Source organism: Anabaena sp. UHCC 0399, assembly GCF_034931465.1.
Classification (GTDB): domain Bacteria; phylum Cyanobacteriota; class Cyanobacteriia; order Cyanobacteriales; family Nostocaceae; genus Trichormus; species Trichormus minutissimus.
In genome coordinates, this window is the sequence record NZ_JAYGGZ010000051.1 from 18617 (window position 1) to 41670 (window position 23054).

Below are 23054 nucleotides of genomic sequence, written 5' to 3' on the forward strand. Positions count from 1 at the left end.
CTCACTTTAGACGATTTGCTCATACCAATTTTTTATTAAGCTTCGCTAAATAATACTTCAACGATAAAGTAGGTAAAGTAAACAAATTCTTCAGAAGAAGAAGCAAGCAGAGCCGAATTAAAACTTAAAAGCTCGCTTAAGAACAAAAAAGAAAGGTTGAGGTAGCATTTTATAATCCATAATTCCTAAAACAGTATTCTCATCTACTTTTCTAAAAGAATCATGGATAGGTAAATAATCATAAATCATTGTAGCAGAGACTGTTCCTCTATACTCCATCATGCGCAGTCTTGCTTGACTTTTATCGGTTTTAAGTAAAGAATTAATGGACACCAATAACGGTTTTAGAGAATTATTTTTGGGTATCGGTAATTTTAAAACCCAGTTCATTAAAGTAGGATTGGGTGCAACCTGAAAAATTTTCCCTTGATTATCTAAAAATAATAAAGGATGAACATTCTCAGAGTCTATAAATTCCTTCCCATACCAATTAGAAATTTCTAATAAACCATCCATTGGATGATCTGTATGCAGTCCAGAACCTTGCCAACGACACAGCATAAAGTCTAAATTGACGGGTTCAAGAGCGTCAAACAATTCCAAAGCTTTTTCTGTCGTAGTTTTACCCGTTTTCAAAATCAATTGATAATTTTCTGAGATTCCCATTCTTTTTGTCAACTTTCAAAAGAAGCGTTCCACTAAATAAGCCGCATATTCCATACCATAAGGTACGCTTACCCCAGCAGTCATTTCATTAGCAAAGTAGGTATTTTGACTACCTTGCAACATTTCCAATCGTTCATAAATACCATCCTTGAGGTCTTCGGCTGAAAAATGAGAGAACCACTTCCAAATTAGGGGTTGTCCCATAGGTGTCACTTGAGTACCTCCAAGCTTTTTGACACAATCGGCTACGTTGCTTTCCAATTCTTCAACAGTTGTTGTTTCATCCATGAATGGATAAAAATTGTAGATTTTACTGCCTGGATCAACCTCGTAGATAGCTAATGGGTAACTAGTTGGTAAAGGCTGATTTAAAGTATTTCTGATAATGTAAAAAATGTTTGCAGGTAAATCCTCTACCTTACAGGTAATAACTGCTCTTTTAATTGTACGTACCCTAGAAAAAATATCTGCTTCTTCCGGGGAAGTATCAGCTACTCCAAGAAAGTCATCAACAGGAGCAGTCCAAATTAAACGCTCAAATTCCCACTGATTTGAGGTAGTTTTGACCAGAATTGTTTGACCGCGAGAAACACACTCAATAGTTTGTCCTAGACACAAGTTATGGGTTGCTGCTAAACGATTCCATAATTCTTGATTCCCTTCCTGCAATTGAGGCATATTCAGAACCAATTTTTTCAGGAAACTGCAACGGTTCAATAATGCCAGTAGCCGAATCACATAAGCAGTAGAAGCTTCTTGTTCCAGATGTCCAAATTGTGCCGCATTAGCAATAGGCATTAAAGCATCTCGAATAAAATCCAAACCCTGTTTGTTAAACCATTCAGGTGAGGACTCATTCATAGCTCGGTAAGCAGGATTGATATAGCCTGGCTCGTTGTACCAAGTATACTTGTCTAATTCTAGAAAAAATTTCCTCAGCTGCCAGAGTCGGCTGAATAAAGAATATTTGGACTCTATTAAAAAGGGGCTAGAAACTTTGCCAGTCGCTAAGTCAAATAGTTGCACCCGTGGCATTACATGAAGCGATGGAGAAATCCCATACCTTTTTCTGTATTTTTTGTACAGGGGACTAGGTAAGATCCAAACAGTTCCACCCTCGTAAACACCACGGGCTTGAAGACTTGCGTTTGCGTATCTCATTGAATATGTTTTACCACCTACGCGATTTTTGGCATCAATGATGGTGATATTTTTATATCCAATATCATGTAATTCTTCGGCAGCAGTTAAACCAGCACATCCAGCACCAACGATACCAATACGGATTGAAGGTTCATAGGTTAAACGATTAATTCGCATGGTAATTGTTAATGAGAAGCTGGTTCATATTTCCCGAAAACTATAGGTAAAATAGTTAGATGCTTTAGTGAAATAGTCTGTTATTTTGACCGAAATAAATAAGTATACAAACCACTAAATTTATTTATGGTGAATTGCGATACTTATGCAGACAATTCAGATATTAGATAAGAAATACTAAAAGCAAACATCGCCAAAATTACTGGAATTATAGTGCTAGGTTCTAGTTTACGTGTCTGAAAAACTTCTATCAAAGACATAGGAACAATCACAGGCCAAAAAATAGTTGTGATTAAAAACATTATAAAAGATAAAAATTTATCTTCAGGGGAAGAATTAGCTTGGCGTAAAGCGAACTGTAGCCAGTTAGTGAAAAAGTAACAACTCATCAATAGGTAACTAATCAATAATGTTAATTGTATTTGGTTCATTGCAATTACTCCTGATGCTTCTTGATGTTTATAACAATAACCGGAATGACGTTTTTAGACAATGTATTTAATAGAAAAAGATAGGGGATTTAAAAGCAGTCTTTATATGCGTTTGTAGACAATTATACTGATAAAAATATGCTATTTTTCAGTCAGATAAATACTATGCGAATTCCGAAAAATCCTGAAACTGTAATTACACTTAAATTCATTTTAAACTAAGAGTTAAAAAATACTTCTTGTGCAATTAAATTACTGAGATTTAATGAAAAATTACAGCGTTCTGCAAGTAAATGAGGTATACCTCTTCCCAACCCACCCCACCCGTTAGTAAGGCGGATGGGGTATTGTGTACCTCACTAACTTGAAATATGCTGTAATACCAATTAAAGAAAAGAATGGGACAGATAGATTTGTTAGAGATGCAAGGATATTTTGATTAGCTGTAAATTTGATGGTTGTTCTAGTTGGGAAACTCTATGACGCCGATGGAACAGATGGCAAGATATGTGCTGAGGTGCTGATTTTGCTGCATCTACCGTTTATAAAGATGTTGGTAATGACCAGGGCTTTAATCTGCATTCCCATTTTTGATTACATACCGTTTATGTTAAAATATTGTTTCTAGGCTTGGTTCATCAGCAAATTTTCTGTCTGCAATATGGTTCAGTATACTCTCGCTCAAAGCCCAGAAATTATCCTGACTGTTGCAGGAAAAGATTCTGCCAAAGCCCGTGACAAAGCAATGGATCAGTTAATGGAACTGATGAATGCTGGTCAACTCCCTACAGAACTGGAAGAAGGATTTGGCCCGCAACAATTAATAGAAGTGAAAGAGCCTACAACTGATTCTACAGGTGGTGAAGATGCCATCACCCAAGCAGTCCAAGTTCTCAGCAACCTGGCTACACTGAAATTAAAAGTGCAAGAATCACGCACTGAAGCGTTAGAAATTCGTAAAGCTCTTGATGTCCTCTTTTCAGACGAATCAGTAGCAGAAGAAGAAATTGCTCGCCTCAAAGATGGTTTTAAGGCTCTTAAGAATTTTGCTCAAGCTAATTTACGTTACCAAGACGCACGCACCAAAGCTGAACACGCGAGGAAAGTATTAGATCAGGCTTTAGAGTCACCAGATAACCCTGATTCCTCACAAAAACTCAAAAAATAGGTTATTAAGAAGACGTGTAAAAATAACTTGAACACTTTTTTTATATGAAAGCCTTATGTAGAAGCTATCCTAGATAAATTTTGTACAACTTATTTTTACATGATTCCTAAGTCTAATTTATCACCGTGAAATTTGTAAGTAGGGGCATAAGCCCCGCTATGCTAACAAGACTTCTAATTCTTGCCTAGTAAAGATTCAAACTCAGCTTGCAAAGCCGTAATATCTGCTAGCCGAGCAACGAGTATATTGTCATTACCAGCATCAATTAAACGCACTTTCCAATAATTTATGGTTTCTGAGTTATTTAACCAGAACTGCACGACAGTATCTATCACTTGCTCAGTATTCCAACCCCATTTTATAGATACTGGTTCTACGCATTCTAGCAATGCGTCGAGGGTACATTTATGGGTAGATAAATATTCTATAGCTTGAGGTTGTGGTTTTTGCAGGCTTTGCTGTTGGTGATGGAAAAATTGCCAAACTGGAGACACGCCGACAAGATCAAAAGTAAATTTCATCCATTTCTCCCAATAGTTAATTAGTTGTATGGAAGACATAGCTTATGCAAACAAAACTACCTAACTATCACCTGGGAAAATTAGACTATTTACCTATTTATTAGGCATTAAGGTTTCTTGAGAAATTAGCACTTGTTAGGTTTGAGTGCTAATTTTTTATGTAATTATTTGATATATTATTAAATAGTTTCGGTCATAAATTTGGGGTGACATTGAATTTTTAATAATTCTTTAATTTTTCTAATTACTAATGCCAAAGGGGAATTAGCTGCTTTATTGGCTGCTTGTTTATGGGCTATAGCTTCGGTGGTATATGGGATTGTGGGGCAACGAATTCCGCCGCTAAAGCTGAATTTGATTAAAGGGATAGTAGCGATCGCCTTTTTAGTGCTGACTATCCTATTTACTAGAGAATCCTTACCCCTTTCTGACCCAATACCGATTTTTCTGCTGTGTTTGAGTGGGGTTGTCGGTATTAGCTGGGGTGATACAGCTTTTTTGGCCGCGATAAATTATTTAGGGGCGCGGCGTGTTTTACTCATAGGAACGCTTGCACCGCCCATGACAGCGATCGCCGCTAATATTATTCTACAAGAACAGCTTAATATCAGGGCGTGGTGTGGGATTATACTAACTATCCTGGGAGTAGCTTGGGTAGTTACAGAAAGAGTTCCGGGGAATGGTGACGATTCCCCGGCGCACCTATGGACAGGTATCGGCTTTGGTTTATTGTCAGCCATGACAAATGCTATTGCTACAGTTATCTCTCGCGGTGCTTTTGCTACGGGGAATGTGACACCTTTATGGGCGGCTTTGTTGCGGTTAAGTGCAGCCGAGTTAATTCTTTTGTTGTGGGTGTGGTTCGGTAGGAAAAACCAAGAACTGTCCTATCCCTACTGGCAATCAGGAAGAGTAATTTTTGTTACTTGCTTTGCGGCTTTTTGCGGCACATATTTAGGAATTTGGCTACAACAGACAGCCATTAAATTCACGGCTGCGGGAATTGCTTCAACCCTGTTACAGACAAGTCCGTTATTTGTTATCCCCATAGGTATGTGTATGGGTGAAAAAGTGAGTTGGAGAGCGATCGCCGGCGTGATTATTGCGATCATCGGTATTGGATTGTTATTTTACCTGAAATGAGCTGGGAATCCCAACGACATAATTAGTTTTTTGTGCTGATAACTACTTGAATAGCAGAACAACCAAAAAAACTTAAACCACCTGAAATATAAATTAGCTTATCTATAGTGCCTTTTTCGCCCGTTTTAACTCTTTCCAAAGTACATGAATTTGTTGGTAAGCGTCTTCTGGAGAAATCTTACCCCCAGTTTGTAGGCTACAAATGTAGTTTACTCTTTGAGAAAATTCTTGAAGACTTGCATTAAAAACTAAATATTCTGGTTTAAATTGTCCATAATAGGGACTACGAGGATAGAGGAAATCACATAAATCAGACAGGAAATCAGAGTTGGTATTCATAGGAATTTAAGAGAAATTAGATTGAAAATTTCAGCTTTCAAGCATCTGATAATTACGCAATTCCAAATATATTGATGTGTTTCAATGGTTTTCCATCATAGTGTAATCATCCCCTTTCGATTTTCCAGGTTCTCCCCTTCTGACAAGCATTACAAGCAGCAGTTTTAGGTTCAAAATCAAGACAACCAATAGCCTGCTCAGAACAAGCTCTAGTTGGATTGACAGTACATTTCAGGCGGTAGTCATTAGTGAAATACTCACAATTATGACAAGGCACTTGATGTAACTTCCACAAAAAACTTATCCCTTTTTTGAGAGTTGTCCAAATACTCCAAAGCAATAAAATCATGATTGCCCAAGCAGATAAAGCACAAATAATTGTAGTCATTCCGATTCATACTCCACTGTAAATTTTAAGAAATTGCCCACAGTTAACTGCTTTTAACCGCAGGCAATAAGGAACTTGAGATGAGTGATATTAGTAGGAAATATTACTCGCCCTCCAGGCGTGCCAAACATAACCTAAGAATGCTAATATCCCTAGAAAAAACTGAATGTTTGCCATACCTAAACGTTCTGTACCGTAAAGTTCAGGTGGAAAAACCGTAGTGTTATATCCGTATCTACTACTTGACCACCTGCACCGACACCAAAACCTAAAGTAGCTAAATGGGGTAACAAGATTAGTCCTTGGTCGCCCATCGGGATATCAGGGTTGTAGCGAGAGATTTCAAACCATGTAAACGCACCCGCCCAAAGAGTTGTCAGTGCGGCTTGTACTACGTGTGCGCCGATAAATAAGCCAGAGAGGTCGGCGAAGCGGGCATTGCCAACCCACCAATCAAATTTGACGTTGGGATTATCGTATGTCTGCATTGGTTAGCTCGTTTATATTTGTTGCTAGAAATACTCAAGTAATGGCTAATTAACTTCAACGGGTGAAAGTTGTGAACAAAAGCCAATAGTTCAAATAATTGAAGTTAACTTGCCAACGTTGGTGATTACAAATCTACTTGTTGGTGATTACAAATCTACTTTATTGAAAGTAATTCCTAATTGTATCTATTTTCAACAAAACTTAACAATTATAAATAAAGCTGAATTTTGCAGCAAAAAATAGACGACGATAACTAATTTTGTCGCTGTTTAAAAGTTACATAAAAAATTAATATGGGTGTAGATGCGCCCCTAAAAAATACTTGTTAATTTGTCGAATTTTGGTGAACTAATTGAGATTTTGGGATTGATCTTAGATGATATGGTTGCCAAAAACTCAACATTTCCTCGCCGACTTGTTGAGGATAGAAGTAGTGAAAAAAATGATGACCTTTGGGACATTCCCAGAGATTATCTTCAGCTTTAAACTCCTTCAACCAATCTTTTAAGACTGGTGAATTAACAATGGAATCATTCTTGCTACCACATACCATCATTGGCATAGAAACCCCACCTTTAGGTAAATCAGTCAACTTAAAAAGAGAGTGTAATAGGGGAGATTGTTCTAAATCTCTATCTAAGACTGCCATTAACTTTTTAGTAGTATTATGTGGTTGCTCACCAAAAAGATGACGAACACTACTAGCTAACACCTGCTCACGGCTCATAGTAAATGCTTGTCTTTGCAGATAATAGTGGACGTGCCAAGTATTTGCAGGTTGAGAGGCCACAGCTAGGAGAATGAGCGATCGCACTTTTTCAGGATACCGCCGCGCATAAGTTAAAGCGATCGCACCACCCGCGCCATGACCAGCTAAATGCACCGGCTGAGAATACTGTGATAAATATTCCTCTAGCAAACCCACAGCCTCATCAATCGAACCACCTTCATCCTTACCGTGACGATATTCCCACTGAGCCACATTCACATATTGCGATATATATTGCAGCAATGGTTTATCAAAACGCTGTAATACAGAACTAGAACTGATCCAAAGAACATCAATATCATCAGACATAAAACCTCTAAAACCTCAGAAATTAAGCAGATTTGAAAACCACAAATACATACAGATTGCTTTCAAACTTAGCGTTCCTCCGCGTAAACCTCAGCGACACTTTGCGTTTAAAAACAAAATTATCTGTGTGTATCTGTGGTTAATCATCAGGTACAAAAAACGTTAATGGCGCAAACTACAAACCAAACTCTCTTTTCAACTGAGACACCCAAGCCTTTATCCGTTCATCAGTCAAATCAGATTGATTATCCTCATCAATCGCCAAGCCGACAAACTTGCCATTTCTTAAAGCCTTAGAATCGTTAAAATCATACCCCTCAGTAGACCAATAGCCGACAGTTTTACCACCGCGTTGGGAAATCTTTTCTTCCAGAATGCCAATTGCATCTTGAAAATTATCGGCATAGCCCATCTGGTCGCCAGTACCAAAATAGGCAATCATCTTACCATTAAAATCTATGTCATCTAGTTCTGGAAAAAAGCCTTCCCAATCACTTTGGAGTTCACCAATATTCCAAGTAGGACAGCCAACAATCACACATTGATACTCATCAAAATCAGCAGCTTCTGCTTGGGACATATCGTGTAATGTCACACCATCACCAAACTCATCTCGAATAATTTCCGCCACAGATTCAGTTTTACCAGTTTGAGTACCGTAGAATAAACCAATTTTTTTCGACATTTTTACTCCTTATATTGATAAGAACAGATACCCCCTGCTATGCAAAGAATACTCACCCAAATATGGCCGCCTACTAAGTCTTCTAGATTATTGACTCCGGCAATCCAATACTTGTTACCACCAACTAAATAACTAAAAATAGCTGCAAAGTTCCAAGTAGGATGAGAAATAACTCGCACTTCCCCAATATTGGAATCGTATAAACCACCGAAGAAGACAGCCTTGACAACCAGTAAGCCAGCACCTAGACCTAATAAAACTAGGTGAATACCTAAGATAGTCGTCATTTTATTGGCATCTTTCTTCAGCTTATGCTTATTGAGATACTTCTTCAATAAGCTCTGGAAACATCCTACCAGATTTATTGAGATAAATTTTCACTTATTTATGGTTAATTTTTGTAAAAGCTAAGACAAGGTCATGCAAAATACTGATTTTAATGGTTTTTGAGGGATTTTATCTTTAAATTAATGTTGTATTCCTAGCCAAATACTTTGAAAATTGCTTATAATTATTATTAATAAGCTACAGTAGCACTTCTCAAGTATCGTTATCGTGGTAGAAGCGTAATAAGTCAATGCTGTGATTGCTGACAAAGAAGCGCAGGGTTGGCAAATCGAAAGTGTAGAGTTGGTTTTGACTTGTTTCGCGCAAACCTCACACTGAATATCCCAAGACAGCGATCGCGGTAAAGTTTAAAAATGCTTGATCGCTTCCCTAAAGCAGTTTTCATGTCTGCAAAAGCGTAGGCTGAGTAGAGACGTTGCACTGCATATTGTCCTGATAAATAGAGAGTTAATTTTTTTTATTATCTAAATTAGAGGCTTTTCTTTGCCGAAGTTTACCCGATTGGGTAGGATTCATCCAGGTTTCTAAGCGACTAAAAGCTTGAGAAGACAGCAGTGTTAAACATAAGTAGACGATCGCAACTGCTGCGTAAATTTCAAAGGCGCGATAATTTCCGGCTACAATCAGTTGTCCTTTGCGAAATAACTCTTCAAACCCAATCACCGCAACTAAGCTGGTATCTTTCAATAAACTAATGAACTCATTTCCTAGAGCTGGTAACATCCGCCGGAATGCTTGGGGAAAAATCACTAAGCGCATTGTTAGTAAAGGATTTAAGCCTAATGATTTGGCTGCTTCTGCTTGTCCTGGTTCAATGGATTGAATACCAGCGCGGACAATTTCGGCAATGTAAGCCGCACAATTTAAACTTAAGGCAATGACCCCAGCTACTAAACGATCAAAAGAGAAAGTAAAGTTAAGTTCTTGAGCAATGGCTGGGATGCCAAAATAAATCATAAAAATCTGTACTAGTAAAGGTGTACCGCGAAAGAAATCAACATATGCTCTCGCTAACCAGCGCACAGGAGTAATTTTTGAGAGGCGGATAATACCCACTAATGACCCCCCAATTAACCCCAAAATTACAGAAATTATTGTTAGTTGGAGGGTAACTAATGCACCTTGTAATAAAGTGGGTAAAGCCTGCACAATTAAACCAATTGAGGTGAATATTCCCCCTTTAGGACTGTTAGTTTGATTTTCAAATGGTGATTTATCTGGTAATTGTGGCGGAGTAGCTTTAAACCATTTTTGATAAATTTGGGTATAAGTGCCGTTTTTTAATACTGTATCGAGTCCGTTGTTGATGAGTAATAAATCAGGTGAATTTTGGGCTGTGGCAATGCCGTAATATTCTTCTGTTAGTAATTGCTCTACAACTTTAATGCCTTTGAGATTGCCTGTATTTATAGCATATAAAGTTACTGGTGCATCATTAATAACTGCATCTACATTCCCATTGAGTAATTCTTGCAGTGCTAGGGGTGCAGAATCAAAACTGCGAATTTCTGCACCTGGAATACTTTTAGCTTTTTCTGCGCCAGTCGTACCGATTTGGACAGCGATTTTTTTATTGTTGAGACTATCAAAACCTGTAATATCTGGATTGTTACCACGAATTGCGATCGCTAACCCAGCTTTAAAATAAGGACGAGAGAAAGCCACCGTCTTGGCTCGTTCTGCTGTAATGGTAATCGAACTAATCGCCGCATCTACGGTTCTACCTTGCAAGGCTGGGATAATGCCATCAAACGGTAGACTTTGAAAGTTGACTTTAAAGTTAGCAGATGAAGCGATCGCATTCATTAAATCCAGGGAAAAACCCTGTAATTCCCCACCTTGTCCTTGAAACTCGAAAGGAGGAAATGCGGGTTCAGTGGCGACTCGCAAAGTTTTGTCAGCACTCAGATTCGCACTACAACTAGAGAGTAAAACACAACTAACACAAATCACTAGACACCAGCACAGCCAACGCTTAACATCTAATCTAGCCATGTGATTTTTACCCTCTGAGTGAGTTTTGAGTGCTGAGTAATGAGTAATGAGTGTATGCTGAATCTGCACAGGTTACAACCTGCTATTTAAAAAATTCAGCCCTTTGAAAAACTAGCGTAGAAGCGAATAAGTGCAGTTACTGCACGCTGCTCACGCCCCGCTCCGCTAACAGCAACGGCTAAACGCCGCGCTACCACTAACACAACTCAGCACGCTGCTCACGCCCCGCTACCGCTACACTCAGCACCGGCTAAACGCCGCGCTACCGCTAACAGCACTCAGCACTCAGCACTCAGCACTCATGACTCAGCACTCATAACTCAGCACTCATAACTCAGCACTCATAACTCCTAAAGATAATCGCGCAAGAAATCAAAGGGATCGTCTTCCCAACAGGGTTCGGGCATCATCAACAGTAAATTACTATTGATGTCGGCTTCAATATCTTCGCCGTCTTGTCTATCAAATAGTTCTATGAGAACTTTCCAGTCTCTTTCTCTCAGAGACGTAAACACTGGGGCGTAAGTCTGTGGATTGATTGGATAAGTCACAGGCGAAATTTGAATCGAATGATACAAAAATTTAGTTTTGAGACTGGCAAACAATCTTATTTTAACTCGCACAAGTGAAATCACAAATAAGGAGTAATCAGCTTTTAATTAGCGAATATTCCTATTTATAAGGAAATTGCATCTATTACGTATTTACTGCTAAATCTACCTATATCAGTATAATTATTTAACAATTGGCAATTTTCTCAATGAATTCTATACCAAAAACTTCGGTAAAAGCTTGGGAAATATGTCCGCGAACTTCTTCACAGGTAATTCCGGGAATCCATTCGGCTAAACTGCCTACAGGTTTATCTGCAATACCGCAGGGAACAATGCGCCTAAAGCCTGTCATGTCAGGACACACATTTAAAGCAAAACCGTGCATGGTAATCCAACGACTGACTTTAATCCCGATCGCAGCAACTTTACGCCCTTCTAACCATACCCCAGTGAAAGAGGGAATGCGATCGCCTTGTAAGCCATAAACTGCTAAAACGCGAATAATCACTTCTTCTAATTGCCGCAAGTACCAATGTAAATCTTTACAATAACGTTGCAAATTTAAAATTGGATACCCTACCAATTGGCCAGGACAGTGGTAAGTGACTTCGCCGCCGCGTTCAGTTCTATGTACCTCAAACTGATTTTGGGCTATGTCAAATTTGAGAAATTCGGAATTGCTGCCTTGTCCTAAAGTATATACAGGGGGGTGTTCCAGCAAGATTAACACATCATCTAGATGGGGATTGTGAATACGCTCTGTGAGGAGGAATTTTTGCCACTCATGCGCTTCTAAGTAGGGTGTTAACCCTTTGTTGTACAAAAAACAATAGTTTTTAGCTGCTCTACTACAATTCATGCCGAAAATCAACTGAGTTAACAACTAAATATATTTCAACTTTCGAGAATTTGATCAACAATTGTCAAGCTATGCAAAGGATTTTAAAGGAACATCAAGGGAATCATCTCTTAGAAAAACAAAGTGCTAGTTTGAATATATAAACACAAAGGTGTTGGGAGGAATTCTCTACAATAAGCATCACGCCAAGGAAAGAAGAACGAATACACTGGCTGATGAGTCTCATAATTGTTTACATCTGAAGGACTGGTATACCCAAAAGAGAGCGATCAAATCTCCGTTAACAAACCAGAAGTAACTACTATTAGTTATGTAAAGTTTGTTTTGATGAGCAAGGTAGTCAAAACCGTTATTAATTAGGCTACCTTAATTGAGAAAATAGCGCGACTGTCTAATTGTCTAGCAATCAGTTAGAGCGATCGCTCCAAATCAAACATAAAATCAAGGGTATACAGAGGAATAACTATAATAGATGTAAAGGACTGAGACAAAACAGCTAAAAGCACATTAAAAAAGTCCAAAACAGGTGTTGGTGTAAGTAACATAACTTACCGCAATCTCTTTGCATACAAAGACAACATCACATTAAATATTGCGCTATCGAGCGGGAGAGTTTACATGAAGCTTGTCATCCACGGCAAAAATATTGAAATTACCGATGCGATTCGAGAATATGTGCATCAAAAAATTGAAAAAGCAGTTAGTCACTTTCAGAACATCACCAACGAAGTGGATGTCCACCTTAGCGTAGCTCGCAATCCCCGAATTAATACTAGACAAGCGGCTGAAGTCACTATTTACGCAAATGGTAGTGTCATCCGCGCCGAGGAAAGCAGCGAGAACTTATACGCAAGTATTGATTTAGTAGCAGATAAAATTGCCAGACAACTCCGTAAATATAAAGAAAGAAAACAAGACAAGAAAACTCAAGCTCTACCCACTAACGAAGTAGTTGTACCACAACCAGTAGTTGCAGATTTAATCGGCGATCGCACCCCCGAACTCCCAGAAGAAGTTGTCCGTACTAAATATTTTGCCATGCCACCGATGACGGTTACAGAGGCTTTAGAGCATCTGCAATTGGTAGGACATGATTTTTATATGTTCCACAATGCCGAAACAGGCGAGATTAACGTCATTTATGAACGCAATCATGGCGGTTATGGCGTAATTCAACCCCGTAATAACAACGGCCATGCCCATACTAACGGCAAAAATGGTAAGACAGCTAGTAATGTAGGAATGCCAGAAAAATCTCACAGTAGATAATTGAATAAGTGAAGAGTTAACAGTAAACAGTTATCAGTGGAAAAAAACTGATAGCTGTTTAATGTTATTTATTTGAAGAACAAGAGGATGCGGCCTGTGCTACTGTAATGTACTTAACCAAGTGTCTAAATCCGCCATTGTCTGAAAATCTAATAATGCTTCGCCCAGATTTTCTAACTGTTCTAAAGAAAGATTTTCTACTCGTTCTCGCACTGGTTGAGATAATTCTCCTACACGACGAGTAAGTTGACGGAGAATAAGCGATCGTTCCCGTTGTTCACCACGTTGTTCACCACGTTGTTCACCTTCGGCGAGAATTTCCTGATAAATGACTGACTCGCGCATCATACCCTCCCGAAATAATTGTTTGATCAAGTCCTTTTTATATTTTAAACCAGCTAAAATTTGGGTGTAAGCGGAGATTTGCGATCGCTCTCCTAGCCCAAGTTGATTCACTCGTTCTACAACTTGTTGTAATAAAGCTTGAGGCTGGGTGGTGGCGGCTAGTGTTGCTAATGGTAACAACGCTGGCTCATTAAGGAATATTTGGGGATTTTCCTCCCACATAGAAATTACACGATATTCATGACGAGTAGACTCGACACTAAACACGGTTTCAATTACTGTGTCTGGCGCGGGGGGAAGCAATAATACGACAACTTGCGTGATGGGTAGACGATACAACCGATACAGGCGTACCCAATAATCTAGCATCCGCAGGGGTAGGGGTGGTGTGGATTCGAGTTTGGTTTGAAATTCTAAATGGAGAATGCGTTCTTGTAGTTGCAGGAATGTGACGTAATCAGCGCGAATCGGTTCGATACTCAATTCAGTTTTGAGGACTTTGACATCAGTTTGCGGTTTACCTAACACCCAACTGGCAAAAGTAACGGGATGTTTTTCAGACAGGAGTTTGCACAGGTTATCAAAGGACATTTACAAAAATAAAAGGTAAAAAAAGATGAATTAAATATTTATTAATTTAAAATATTTAACGAGTGCCAAAGTATTGAGCAATTTTTATTTTACTCAAAACTCAGCACTCAAAACTCAGCACTCCTAAGACACCGCCGCAGTAGCCTTGAGAGCAAAAATCTTCTCAATGATATCTTCCACAACCTTATCAGGTGTAGAAGCCCCAGACGTAACTCCTACAACAATTTCTCCTTCTGGTAGCCAGTTTTCTGCAATGACTAAATCGCCAGTTAATTGCCGATGTTCAATGGATGTTCTAGATTTAATTCGCTCCACACAATCAATATGATAGGAAGGCAAATCACGTTCCTTGGCAATTTGCTGTAATTGAGTCGTGTTTGATGAATTAAACCCACCAATTACCACCATTAAATCTAAGTTGTGTTCTACTAATTCCAACATGGCATCTTGCCGTTCTTGGGTAGCATCACAAATAGTATTGAAGTTTTGGAAATGTTGAGTTAGTTCAGCAGGACTATACTTCTGCATCATGGTACGCTCAAAGAGTTTACCAATCTGCTCAGTTTCGCCTTTCAGCATCGTAGTTTGGTTAGCAATACCAACACGTTCTAAGTCTTGATCAGGATCAAACCCGGCTGAACAAGCTTTGGCAAATTTTTGTAAAAATTCCTCGCGATCGCCACCATGTAAAATGTAGTCAGCTACATAATGGGCTTCTTTTAAATTCAGCACAATTAAATACTTACCAGCAAAGGAACTAGTAGCCACAGTTTCCTCATGCTTGTATTTACCGTGAATAATTGAGGTGTAATCACCTTTTTTGTGCTTTTCCACGGTATTCCAAACTTTAGATACCCAAGGGCAGGTAGTATCAACGATTTTGCATCCTTTATCGTTGAGTATCTGCATTTCTTGAACGCTAGCTCCAAAAGCAGGTAATATCACCACATCGTTATTACCAACAATAGAGAAGTCTTTTTTAGTCCCATCAACAGGGATAAATGCGACTTGCATTTCCTGCATTCGCTGATTCACAGAAGGATTGTGGATAATTTCGTTAGTAATCCAAATCTGTTCTGTCGGGAAGTGCTTGCGGGTTTCATAAGCTATAGCCACAGCACGTTCCACACCCCAGCAAAAGCCAAAAGCTTGCGCCAAACGGATAGTGACATCGCCGCGTTTCAGGATGTAATTGCGATCGCGGATTTCTTGAATTAAGTTACTTTGATACTCAGATTGCAATTGAGTAGCAACTTCGGCTTGATGACCAAACCCCTTACGGTTGTAATTTTCTGAATGTTGCAGTGAACGCTTAAAAGCTTTTGTATCCATATGTTTTATTTTTTATTATCTCCTCCTTCTGATTTTCTCGTGCCATGACACGATTTAGTTAATCGGGTACAGATTTTCTCAAGTTAGAGGTGACAGGGGACAGGGGACAGGGGACAGGTGACAGGGGACAGGGGAGACTCTTGCATCAATGCTTAATTTGTCATGTTGAGCGAAGCGAAACATCTCAAAGATTCTACATTTCATTCAGAATGACACATCTCATTTTCGGACTTTTGCAAGAAGTCTATTCAATTTTGAATTAATTAGTCCCACCAATTCCCTTTTGATAAATCTGCAAAGCTGTGCGCCAAACTAGATAGCCGGCGGGATTGATATGTAAGCCATCGGTAGTCAATTCTGGACGGAGATTTCCTTGCTGGTTGGCAAATAAGGAATATAAGTCTAGATATTCAACGCCTTCTTTGGCTGCTATGCTTTTTAACTGCTGGTTTAATTGCTGAATGCGACTATTGGGAATAGTCAGTAATTTTTCTCGTCCTTCCCAGGTGGCAGATTCTGCCCCATGAGGCAAAATCGACTGGATAAAGATTTTAGCTTTGGGGTGGCTTTTTCTTAAATAAATCATCATTTGCCGTTGATTATCTAAGATAACCTGATCATTCACCCCCCGAATGAGGTCATTAATCCCAATCATCACAAAAATTGTTTCTGGCTGCGTCTGGTCAAATAAATTTAATCTTTTGAATAATCCATTGCTGGTTTCACCGGAAATTGCTTGATTAAGCCAATTTCTATCTTTAGGTAATAATTCCGCAGGAAACCATAGACTCAGAGAATCCCCCGCTAAGATGCTTAATTGTGGCGGACGCTGTTCAGCCGCTACTTGGGCTTCTTGCTTGAGGATATCTACCCACTGTTGGTAACTCAGTTGGTGGCGGGGGCCTAACTCTGGGGTAGCAGACGGGGCTTGATTAGCTGGAACTGGGGTAGCATTACTGGAAAAAGCGGACAAACCCTGCTGGCGCAAAATCAGCAGAATCACCGCCAACATCAGGATGCCGTTGGTTGCCAGTAAGAAAAAAGCCCAGATAGGAAATTGTTTTGCAGTGGTGGACACGACTAGCGAAATTTTCCAATGATTTGACTCAGATTTTAAATCGCTACTAAGATAATCGCACTATTTTCCGCAATTATTCGGTGACATTGATGCGATGACCGACCGTCGGTCGTAGACCATCGCTCAACTCGGAGTTAGATGATTAAATATTTAAATATATTGAAAAATCTGCCCTATACTTAAATTGAATGACACGCTTTATACATGACGAATTTGCTAAGGACTATCTGCAAGAACTCCTAAAAGATTACGGAGAAGTAAATCAAAAATTAGCAGCAGAAGATCGGGAGTTAATTATGCGACTAGAACCAATTTATCAAAGAAATAGAGAACAAGCCAAGCAAGAGGGACGGCAAGAGGGACTACAAGAGGGACGGCAAGAGGGAAAACAGAACTTAATACTGCGTCAACTCAATCGCCGTATTGGTGAAATTGATGCTTCATTAATTGATCGCATTCAAAGATTATCTATTGAACAATTAGAGAATCTAGGAGAAGCATTACTAGATTTTACTACTCCTGCTGATTTAGAAAGTTGGTTTAACCAATAATAAAGTCAAGGGGCAGGGGCAAGGGTTTATCGACACATGAAATGATGCAACTTATAGGTTTAAGGCTAGCATCTGGAAAATTAAAGAAACCTAACCCCCAACCCCTTCCCTACATTCTCTACGAGAGGCTACGCCAACGCGCAGCGTGTCGTTCGCGTTAGCGTTGCGTAGCAAAGACAGGGAAGGGGAGCAAAAATCAAAGCCTCTCCCCGCGTCGGGGAGAGGTTTGGAGAGGGGTTTAAAGCATAATTGCACACCGTGTAAATTACGAATTATTCTCTCAAGCATCGCCCTCACCTGTTCAGCATCGGGTGATTTTAACTTCTCTCATTCTTCATCCACTTCATCAGATGTTAAGAGTGCTTGTGAACTATGACGCACGTACAAAATATAAACAGTATCATCACGAATTGTGAAAAGAATGCGGTAGATTTTTTTTGACTTGCCATAAAGAAGTTGACGCACTTCTTCAGAAAATACTTCATGTTCTACAGCTAAGGCGCATCGATGAGGTTTTTCTTGAAGAGTTGCTATTGCATTCATCAACCCCCGAAACCACTGATCTGCATAAGCTGAGTTATATTCTTTCAGCCATAAATATGCTGATTCAATTTGAGCGTCCGCAGTCTTGGTAGTTCTAACTTGAAATACCATATTTCTGCTGCATTTCTTGCTCAAATGCACTTAGTGGACGCGTATTTCCTGCTTCTATGTCTTCTAGTCCCTGTTTAATTCCTGCTATTGTTTCTAACTGTTCTACAAGTTCTAAAAGCTTTTGGTATGATTGAGCATCTTGAACAACTAATTCGGCTTTGCCATTGACAGTTAAAACTACGGGTTTTCCCGTCTGCTTCATTTGCTTAATCAAGTCAGATGTGTTGCGCTTGAAGTTTGAGAGAGAGTGAATATCTCGAATAATATTGAGCATTGCTGTAATTACGCGCTTAATTTGCACTCAATTTAATGCTAGCATCTGGAACACGAAACCTAACTCCCGGCTAAAAATTAAAGGCTCGTGGTAAAGTGCGATCGCGTAACCGTAACCGCCCACCTTAGGCGATCGCCTCCAGTGGGACGGAGCATCGGCGCATTTTGTACCTAAAGATATGCAGTTCTTATCTAGCAGAGGTAAAACTATGACTATTGAACAAACAGTTCTACAAACATTCCGAGAATTACCACCAGATAAACAGCAAGAAGTTTTAGATTTTATGCAATTTCTCAAATATAAATTATCAGAGCAAAAGCCATTTTCTATATCTGAAAATCAAGAACATTCAAGAGAAGGTAAAGAGATTACTGATTTTTGGTTAGCCTTACAAGAATTTAGGCAAAGGGTTGATTTAGAAAGTATTGATGATAACACTTTTGAAAATCTACGGGATAAGTCACCAGGAAGAGAAGTTAATTTATGAATCTAAAATATTTACTAGATACTAACATTTTTTCGGAGGCTAAACGACCCCATCCCAATGAGAAAGTAATGGAAAAGCTAAGGTTGTATAGACAAGAAATAGCCACGGCTATCCTAGTTATCCATGAAATGTTGTATGGTTGTTTACGTCTTCCTATTTCTAAAAAACGTCAAGATATAGAGGATTATATCAACAACGTAATTCTAGCAGAAATTTCTTTATTTGATTATGATCTAAAATCTACACAATATCATGCTCAGGAAAGAGCTAGATTATCAAAAATTGGTAAAAATCCTGGCTTTATTGATGGACAAATTGCGAGTATTGCCGTTACAAATAACTTGATTTTAGTAACGAATAATGTAGTAGATTTTCAAGGTTTTGATGGTATCAACATAGAAAATTGGTTCATTAATTAAGAGAGCGAGCATCTGGAACACGAAACCTAACCCCCAGCCCCTTCCCTGCAAGGGAAGGGGAGCAAGAATCAAAGCCTCTCCCCGCGTCGGGGAGAGGTTTGGAGAGGGGTTTAAAGCATAATTGCACACCGCGTAAATTACGAATTACGAATTATTTTCTCCAGCATCGCCCTTACCTGTTCAGCATCGGGTGATTTTAACTTCTGCAAAATCTCTAAAGCTGGTTGCAAATAGGATATGGCTTGGGCGTATTCACCCTGTTGTTCTGCTAATTGACCTAAACAGCATAAAGTCATGGCTTTGCCGTAAGCATAGCCAATGCGTTCTTTAATTTCTAAAGATTGTTGAAACAGATTAATTGCTTGCTCTACTTCTCCTTTGTTGGCGTAGATGACTGCAAGAGAGTGCAAGGCGTTGGCTTTACCTTGGACATCACCAATGCGTTGTTTGATTTCCAAAGACTGCTGGTTGAGAGCAATCGCTTTTTCTACTTCTCCATTGTTGGCGTAAATTCCTGCTATGTTGTTCAAAGTGGCGGCTTGACCTTGGAGATAGCCAATGCGTTGAAAGATTTCCAAAGACTGATGGTAAAGAGCAATCGCTTTTTCTACTTCCCCAAGCTTTGCGTAGATATCAGCTAGATTGTGCAAAGTGGCGGCTTCACCTTGAACATCACCAATGCGTTGTTTAATTTCCAAAGACTGCTGGTTGAGAGTGATCGCCTGTTCTAATTCCCCAAGGTTGACGTAGATACGTGCAAGAGAGTGCAAGGTGTTGGCTTCACCTTGGACATCGCCAATGTGTTGTCTGATTTCCAAAGACTGCTGGTTGAAAACAATCGCTTGTTCTACTTCCCCAAGCTTTGCGTAGATGATTGCAAGTTGGTGCAAAGTGGCGGCTTTACCCTTGACATTCCCAGTGCGTTCATCAATTTCAAGGACTTGATTGTAGAGAGCGATCGCCTGTTCTACTTCCCCAAAGCATTCGTAGATAACTGCTATTTGGTACAAGGTGGCGGCTTCACCTTCGACATCGCCAATGCGTTGTTTGATTTCCAAAGACTGCTGGTAGAGAGCGATCGCCTGTTCTATTTCTCCTTGCTCGGCTTTCAATATTCCCAAATAATGAGAAATTGATGCTAATTCTCGTTCATCTTCTGCCGGGCAAAGTTTTAAAGCTTGCTGATAATATTCCAGTGCTGGCGCAACATTACCTAACTGTTGCTCACAATAAGCCATTTCCTTGAGAACACGATAATCTTGTGTAATTTCTGAGGTTGACTTACATAAATGTAATGCTTCTCTGTATCGGCTATGACGCAATAAGTTATTTGCCAGTGAACTGGCTATTTCCCCCGCAATTCCCTCATCCTTCCCCAACAAAGCCAAGCGATGAATTTCTAACCCTTGCGCTTCCGTCGCACTTTCTACCTCCTTCCTCCACAGCCGATATAAAACCTGTGCCGCTTGCGGATACAACTCCTCACCAGCAAACTCTAACAACGGTGCTAAAATCCGGGGAACACGATACAGCACCTCTCCCCCATTTATCGTCACCTCCTCCACTAAACCCAAACTCGCCGCCCGTTGTAAATCACCTTCCCAACCAGAAATCTCCCCACAAATCGGAGAAATCGCCGCCTTGGGAACTGGTAACTCATACACCAACATCTTCCCCAACATTTTCCGCAAACTTGGCTTTTGCAACTTCAGCAACTCCTCAGCCAAGATATTCTCTCGAAATCTCTCCTTCTCCCCCTGCATCTTTTGCAAAATCGCCTCTACTCCCTGGGCTTGCAAAGTCCCATCTTGCAAAATCTTATCCAACCATTCCAACAAGCGGGGATTTCCATCTGCTACCGTCTTGGCGCGTGACTGCAACTCAGCATCAAGCACCAACACCCCATTAAAAGCGTTCAACCTGCTATACTTTTTCGTCAAGTCTGCATCTCGCAACGCCGCTAAATTTTCCCGATGCAAGCGTTGATTTAATTCCGGCAGTACAAAATCATAGCGACTGGTAATAATCACCTTATGGGGAAGTCGGCAATTCTGCACTGCTTTCAACAACGCCAGCAGCACATCCACCACTTGCGGCTGTAACACATACACCCCATCCCCACGCAATTCTAAATTCGCTTCAAAGTCATCCAACACCACAGCAAAACGCTGTTCTTGACTATTCAATCCTGACTGAAAAAACTTAGTGAGTTGCTGCATCAGGGGTAAATTCCCGTTGAGAATTTCTAACCCCTGTTCTGATGTACATTGTTCAGCTAAGACTTTTCGCAATTTATCCGCATCTAATCCCCGATAAATCACCAACCTATCATAGCCAACCATCCTTTCCAACAGCCGCGCCGTCAGGGTACTTTTCCCCACACCCCCCAAGCCATGAATCAGCAACCCTAAATGAGTGCGAATCCCTTTGAGACAACGCTGCAAATATCGCCGCCTCCCCACAAACTCGGCGGCTGTGGCTACCCTCACCTGTTGCGTCTGGGGATCTAAAAACTGTTGATATGCTGTTTCTACTAGCGGTAGGGGAACATCTCCCCAAGTTTCCACAAATGCACCGGGACATTCTCCCCGCACATACAACCGCAACAGATGCCAATCTCTAACTTTAAGTTTAAATAAATACTGATAGGTACTAGCCAACGCTTCGGCTAATTGATATCCCCCCGCCAACTTACCATACAGATGTGCGGCGGCGGTTGTAGCTGTCCCATCTTCCACCGGACGACCCCAACCTAACACGGTTCTAGCACCCTCGGCAATCAACGCCTCAGCCATTGAAGGGACAGCACCATTTTCGGCGGCTTCTCCGGTACGACAAGCAGACAAAAACACCAACTTGGGAAAGCGAAACCGGAAAACGCCCGCTAATTCGGCGGCGGTGGTTTCTTGACGTTCTCCCGTTTCCGTCTCGGTAATAAAATAAGGCGTGTAAGGTGATTCACGGGTAATAGAAGCGTGTCCCGTCAGGTGAAATACATCAAAATCATCAATTTGACGACTCCACACCTTCCCCAACTCAGTCACACAGCCGCTTTCCTCCACCCGCAAATCTAAACCCATATCGTGGGTATCAGCTAAAATTTGCGCCTCTTCCCGTTCAAAGTCTAACTTGGGCGTGACATTTTCCGGGTCTGTTGCCATAAACAATACTCGCAACTGTCGCGCTTCTACGGGGAAAGGTTCTGTTTCTCTCTCCACCCAACGCACAGGCAAAACTACTGGATTTACCCGATTTACCAGGAAATCATTACCATCATGCAGCACTTCCCAAGGTAAATGAGCTAATTCTGTAGTATCAATGGCAACTACCAAACCATCACCGCGACTATTTTTAATAGCACGACTCAGCCACCTACCATCCCCATCAAGCCAATAAAATAACTGCTGCCCCATTTTCGGTAAATTAGGCAGCCGCGTTTCATAGTATTCTCGTTTACCCAGTTTCAACAAGTCGGCAATTTCTGCCAAGTTGAGGGTACGAGATTCATAGTGTTTTTGCTGTGGTAGCCAGTAACGTAATTCAACAGTTTCCTGTTTAACTTCCCGAAGTTGGAGGCGGATAGTTTGCACTGTTATTGACTGAGATATTTGAGGATTTCGGTAATTTCCTCAATGGTAGCGTCTTCCAGAAAAATCCGGCTGCCAGTCTCAGGATGAAAGAATTCCACATCGAATCTTTTATTAGGGTGTTTTTTCTTCCATTCTTGATACCATGTGCGGATTTGCGCGGCTATGGCGACTGTTCCGCCGACAATCCCTACAATAGTTCCTATGACTGCTAATGTTCCTTCTCTCTGCGTGGGAACTTCGTAATTTCCTGATATCCCCTCAATTTCCAGTAAAGCAGCTGCGGCTTGCGGTGCGTCTTCGCTTTCAATCGCAATTTGAATTTCTGACATTAATTTAGCTGTAATTTTACCCAAATTAATATATACCAGCTTTTTTACTTGGTCATTGAGGTTCAAAGGTTCATCATTGAGGTTCAAAGGTTCATCAATGGAGTTCAAAGGCTCATCAATGGAGTTCAAAGGTTCATCAATGGAGTTCAAA

At 40.3% G+C, this 23054-nt stretch carries 23 protein-coding genes and 3 pseudogenes; 6 read left to right on the forward strand and 20 right to left on the reverse strand.

Going from position 1 to position 23054, the window contains the following annotated elements; genetic code table 11:
* Positions 1–117: 117 nt before the first annotated feature.
* The 3 genes from VB693_RS22945 to VB693_RS22955 form a co-directional block, all read right to left on the reverse strand.
* Positions 118–666, reverse strand: a complete 549-nt coding sequence (locus VB693_RS22945) for a DUF4334 domain-containing protein (RefSeq protein ID WP_323268281.1) — start codon at positions 664–666, stop codon at positions 118–120.
* Between the two features lie 15 nt (positions 667–681).
* Positions 682–1986 carry an FAD-dependent oxidoreductase gene (locus VB693_RS22950; RefSeq protein ID WP_323268282.1) on the reverse strand — a complete coding sequence of 435 codons (1305 nt, stop codon included), beginning with the start codon at positions 1984–1986 and terminating at the stop codon, positions 682–684.
* Positions 1987–2129: 143 nt separating this feature from the next.
* Positions 2130–2417, reverse strand: a complete 288-nt coding sequence (locus VB693_RS22955) for a hypothetical protein (RefSeq protein WP_190709783.1) — start codon at positions 2415–2417, stop codon at positions 2130–2132.
* A 661-nt stretch (positions 2418–3078) separates the two neighbouring features.
* On the opposite strand from VB693_RS22955, the gene VB693_RS22960 reads away from it, so the two are divergent.
* Complete coding sequence (locus VB693_RS22960; RefSeq protein WP_190709781.1) at positions 3079–3585, forward strand: hypothetical protein; 507 nt, start codon at positions 3079–3081, stop codon at positions 3583–3585.
* Between the two features lie 173 nt (positions 3586–3758).
* On the opposite strand, the gene VB693_RS22965 is transcribed toward VB693_RS22960, so the two are convergent.
* Positions 3759–4106 carry a hypothetical protein gene (locus VB693_RS22965; protein WP_323268283.1) on the reverse strand — a complete coding sequence of 116 codons (348 nt, stop codon included), beginning with the start codon at positions 4104–4106 and terminating at the stop codon, positions 3759–3761.
* Positions 4107–4349: 243 nt separating this feature from the next.
* Between VB693_RS22965 and VB693_RS22970 the strand changes: the two genes are divergently transcribed.
* Positions 4350–5249 carry a DMT family transporter gene (locus tag VB693_RS22970; protein ID WP_323268305.1) on the forward strand — a complete coding sequence of 300 codons (900 nt, stop codon included), beginning with the start codon at positions 4350–4352 and terminating at the stop codon, positions 5247–5249.
* Between the two features lie 102 nt (positions 5250–5351).
* Here the strand turns inward: VB693_RS22970 and VB693_RS22975 are convergent, their stop codons facing one another.
* The 9 genes and pseudogenes from VB693_RS22975 to lipB all read right to left on the reverse strand — a co-directional run bounded on the left by VB693_RS22975 (position 5352) and on the right by lipB (position 11984).
* Positions 5352–5588: a hypothetical protein gene (locus VB693_RS22975; protein ID WP_323268284.1), complete on the reverse strand. Its 237-nt coding sequence runs from the start codon at positions 5586–5588 to the stop codon at positions 5352–5354.
* Positions 5589–5694: 106 nt separating this feature from the next.
* Entirely contained in the window at positions 5695–5976 is a 282-nt protein-coding gene (locus tag VB693_RS22980; protein ID WP_323268285.1) for a hypothetical protein, read from the reverse strand.
* A gap of 230 nt (positions 5977–6206) precedes the next feature.
* A pseudogene (locus VB693_RS22985) lies at positions 6207–6464 on the reverse strand (chlorophyll a/b binding light-harvesting protein); the annotation flags it as partial.
* 326 nt (positions 6465–6790) lie between these two features.
* Positions 6791–7543: an alpha/beta fold hydrolase gene (locus VB693_RS22990; protein WP_323268286.1), complete on the reverse strand. Its 753-nt coding sequence runs from the start codon at positions 7541–7543 to the stop codon at positions 6791–6793.
* A gap of 175 nt (positions 7544–7718) precedes the next feature.
* Positions 7719–8228 carry a flavodoxin FldA gene (gene fldA, locus VB693_RS22995; protein WP_323268287.1) on the reverse strand — a complete coding sequence of 170 codons (510 nt, stop codon included), beginning with the start codon at positions 8226–8228 and terminating at the stop codon, positions 7719–7721.
* Between the two features lie 26 nt (positions 8229–8254).
* Positions 8255–8530, reverse strand: a pseudogene (locus VB693_RS23000) (chlorophyll a/b binding light-harvesting protein); the annotation flags it as partial.
* A 493-nt stretch (positions 8531–9023) separates the two neighbouring features.
* Positions 9024–10571, reverse strand: a complete 1548-nt coding sequence (locus VB693_RS23005) for an ABC transporter permease subunit (protein ID WP_323268306.1) — start codon at positions 10569–10571, stop codon at positions 9024–9026.
* A gap of 350 nt (positions 10572–10921) precedes the next feature.
* Positions 10922–11122, reverse strand: a complete 201-nt coding sequence (locus tag VB693_RS23010; protein WP_323268288.1) for a hypothetical protein — start codon at positions 11120–11122, stop codon at positions 10922–10924.
* Positions 11123–11309: 187 nt separating this feature from the next.
* Complete coding sequence (lipB, locus tag VB693_RS23015) at positions 11310–11984, reverse strand: lipoyl(octanoyl) transferase LipB (protein ID WP_323268289.1); 675 nt, start codon at positions 11982–11984, stop codon at positions 11310–11312.
* 618 nt (positions 11985–12602) lie between these two features.
* Between lipB and hpf the strand changes: the two genes are divergently transcribed.
* Entirely contained in the window at positions 12603–13253 is a 651-nt protein-coding gene (hpf, locus tag VB693_RS23020; RefSeq protein WP_190709762.1) for a ribosome hibernation-promoting factor, HPF/YfiA family, read from the forward strand.
* Between the two features lie 99 nt (positions 13254–13352).
* Here hpf and VB693_RS23025 read toward each other — a convergent pair whose 3' ends face one another.
* The 3 genes from VB693_RS23025 to VB693_RS23035 form a co-directional block, all read right to left on the reverse strand.
* Complete coding sequence (locus VB693_RS23025; RefSeq protein WP_323268290.1) at positions 13353–14189, reverse strand: Rpn family recombination-promoting nuclease/putative transposase; 837 nt, start codon at positions 14187–14189, stop codon at positions 13353–13355.
* A 123-nt stretch (positions 14190–14312) separates the two neighbouring features.
* Positions 14313–15521: a 4-hydroxy-3-methylbut-2-enyl diphosphate reductase gene (locus VB693_RS23030; RefSeq protein ID WP_323268291.1), complete on the reverse strand. Its 1209-nt coding sequence runs from the start codon at positions 15519–15521 to the stop codon at positions 14313–14315.
* A 259-nt stretch (positions 15522–15780) separates the two neighbouring features.
* Positions 15781–16599: an SGNH/GDSL hydrolase family protein gene (locus VB693_RS23035; RefSeq protein ID WP_323268292.1), complete on the reverse strand. Its 819-nt coding sequence runs from the start codon at positions 16597–16599 to the stop codon at positions 15781–15783.
* Positions 16600–16853: 254 nt separating this feature from the next.
* Here VB693_RS23035 and VB693_RS23040 point away from each other — a divergent pair.
* Positions 16854–17150: pseudogene (locus VB693_RS23040) on the forward strand (DUF4351 domain-containing protein); the annotation flags it as partial.
* 327 nt (positions 17151–17477) lie between these two features.
* On the opposite strand, the gene VB693_RS23045 reads toward VB693_RS23040, so the two are convergent.
* Complete coding sequence (locus tag VB693_RS23045) at positions 17478–17804, reverse strand: type II toxin-antitoxin system RelE/ParE family toxin (RefSeq protein ID WP_323268293.1); 327 nt, start codon at positions 17802–17804, stop codon at positions 17478–17480.
* The gene (locus VB693_RS23050) at positions 17788–18078 is read right to left on the reverse strand and encodes a type II toxin-antitoxin system Phd/YefM family antitoxin (RefSeq protein WP_323268307.1); all 291 of its coding nucleotides are present in this window, start codon (positions 18076–18078) and stop codon (positions 17788–17790) included. Before VB693_RS23050 ends, VB693_RS23045 begins: the two co-directional genes overlap by 17 nt.
* A 208-nt stretch (positions 18079–18286) precedes the next feature.
* Between VB693_RS23050 and VB693_RS23055 the strand changes: the two genes are divergently transcribed.
* On the forward strand, positions 18287–18565 hold the full coding sequence (locus tag VB693_RS23055) for a DUF2281 domain-containing protein (RefSeq protein ID WP_323268294.1): 279 nt from the start codon (positions 18287–18289) through the stop codon (positions 18563–18565).
* A complete protein-coding gene (locus tag VB693_RS23060) occupies positions 18562–18984 on the forward strand; it encodes a type II toxin-antitoxin system VapC family toxin (protein WP_323268295.1) in 423 nt (140 codons plus the stop codon). The genes VB693_RS23055 and VB693_RS23060 overlap by 4 nt, the downstream gene beginning before the upstream one ends.
* Before the next feature lie 137 nt (positions 18985–19121).
* Here VB693_RS23060 and VB693_RS23065 read toward each other — a convergent pair whose 3' ends face one another.
* Both VB693_RS23065 and VB693_RS23070 read right to left on the reverse strand, forming a co-directional pair.
* On the reverse strand, positions 19122–22574 hold the full coding sequence (locus VB693_RS23065; RefSeq protein ID WP_323268296.1) for a tetratricopeptide repeat protein: 3453 nt from the start codon (positions 22572–22574) through the stop codon (positions 19122–19124).
* A 2-nt stretch (positions 22575–22576) separates the two neighbouring features.
* A partial coding sequence (locus VB693_RS23070) for a hypothetical protein (RefSeq protein WP_323268297.1) occupies positions 22577–23054 on the reverse strand: 478 nt, incomplete at its 5' end.

What these genes read in the sequence shown, in the direction of transcription:
- VB693_RS22945 (WP_323268281.1), bottom strand. Translation starts at nt 666, where the DNA reads ATGGGAATCTCAGAAAATTATCAATTGATTTTGAAAACGGGTAAAACT.
- VB693_RS22950 (WP_323268282.1), bottom strand. Translation starts at nt 1,986, where the DNA reads ATGCGAATTAATCGTTTAACCTATGAACCTTCAATCCGTATTGGTATC.
- VB693_RS22955 (WP_190709783.1), bottom strand. Translation starts at nt 2,417, where the DNA reads ATGAACCAAATACAATTAACATTATTGATTAGTTACCTATTGATGAGT.
- VB693_RS22960 (WP_190709781.1), top strand. Translation starts at nt 3,079, where the DNA reads ATGGTTCAGTATACTCTCGCTCAAAGCCCAGAAATTATCCTGACTGTT.
- VB693_RS22965 (WP_323268283.1), bottom strand. Translation starts at nt 4,106, where the DNA reads ATGAAATTTACTTTTGATCTTGTCGGCGTGTCTCCAGTTTGGCAATTT.
- VB693_RS22975 (WP_323268284.1), bottom strand. Translation starts at nt 5,588, where the DNA reads ATGAATACCAACTCTGATTTCCTGTCTGATTTATGTGATTTCCTCTAT.
- VB693_RS22980 (WP_323268285.1), bottom strand. Translation starts at nt 5,976, where the DNA reads ATGACTACAATTATTTGTGCTTTATCTGCTTGGGCAATCATGATTTTA.
- VB693_RS22990 (WP_323268286.1), bottom strand. Translation starts at nt 7,543, where the DNA reads ATGTCTGATGATATTGATGTTCTTTGGATCAGTTCTAGTTCTGTATTA.
- fldA (WP_323268287.1), bottom strand. Translation starts at nt 8,228, where the DNA reads ATGTCGAAAAAAATTGGTTTATTCTACGGTACTCAAACTGGTAAAACT.
- VB693_RS23005 (WP_323268306.1), bottom strand. Translation starts at nt 10,571, where the DNA reads ATGGCTAGATTAGATGTTAAGCGTTGGCTGTGCTGGTGTCTAGTGATT.
- lipB (WP_323268289.1), bottom strand. Translation starts at nt 11,984, where the DNA reads ATGAATTGTAGTAGAGCAGCTAAAAACTATTGTTTTTTGTACAACAAA.
- hpf (WP_190709762.1), top strand. Translation starts at nt 12,603, where the DNA reads ATGAAGCTTGTCATCCACGGCAAAAATATTGAAATTACCGATGCGATT.
- VB693_RS23025 (WP_323268290.1), bottom strand. Translation starts at nt 14,189, where the DNA reads ATGTCCTTTGATAACCTGTGCAAACTCCTGTCTGAAAAACATCCCGTT.
- VB693_RS23030 (WP_323268291.1), bottom strand. Translation starts at nt 15,521, where the DNA reads ATGGATACAAAAGCTTTTAAGCGTTCACTGCAACATTCAGAAAATTAC.
- VB693_RS23045 (WP_323268293.1), bottom strand. Translation starts at nt 17,804, where the DNA reads ATGGTATTTCAAGTTAGAACTACCAAGACTGCGGACGCTCAAATTGAA.
- VB693_RS23050 (WP_323268307.1), bottom strand. Translation starts at nt 18,078, where the DNA reads ATGCTCAATATTATTCGAGATATTCACTCTCTCTCAAACTTCAAGCGC.
- VB693_RS23055 (WP_323268294.1), top strand. Translation starts at nt 18,287, where the DNA reads ATGACTATTGAACAAACAGTTCTACAAACATTCCGAGAATTACCACCA.
- VB693_RS23060 (WP_323268295.1), top strand. Translation starts at nt 18,562, where the DNA reads ATGAATCTAAAATATTTACTAGATACTAACATTTTTTCGGAGGCTAAA.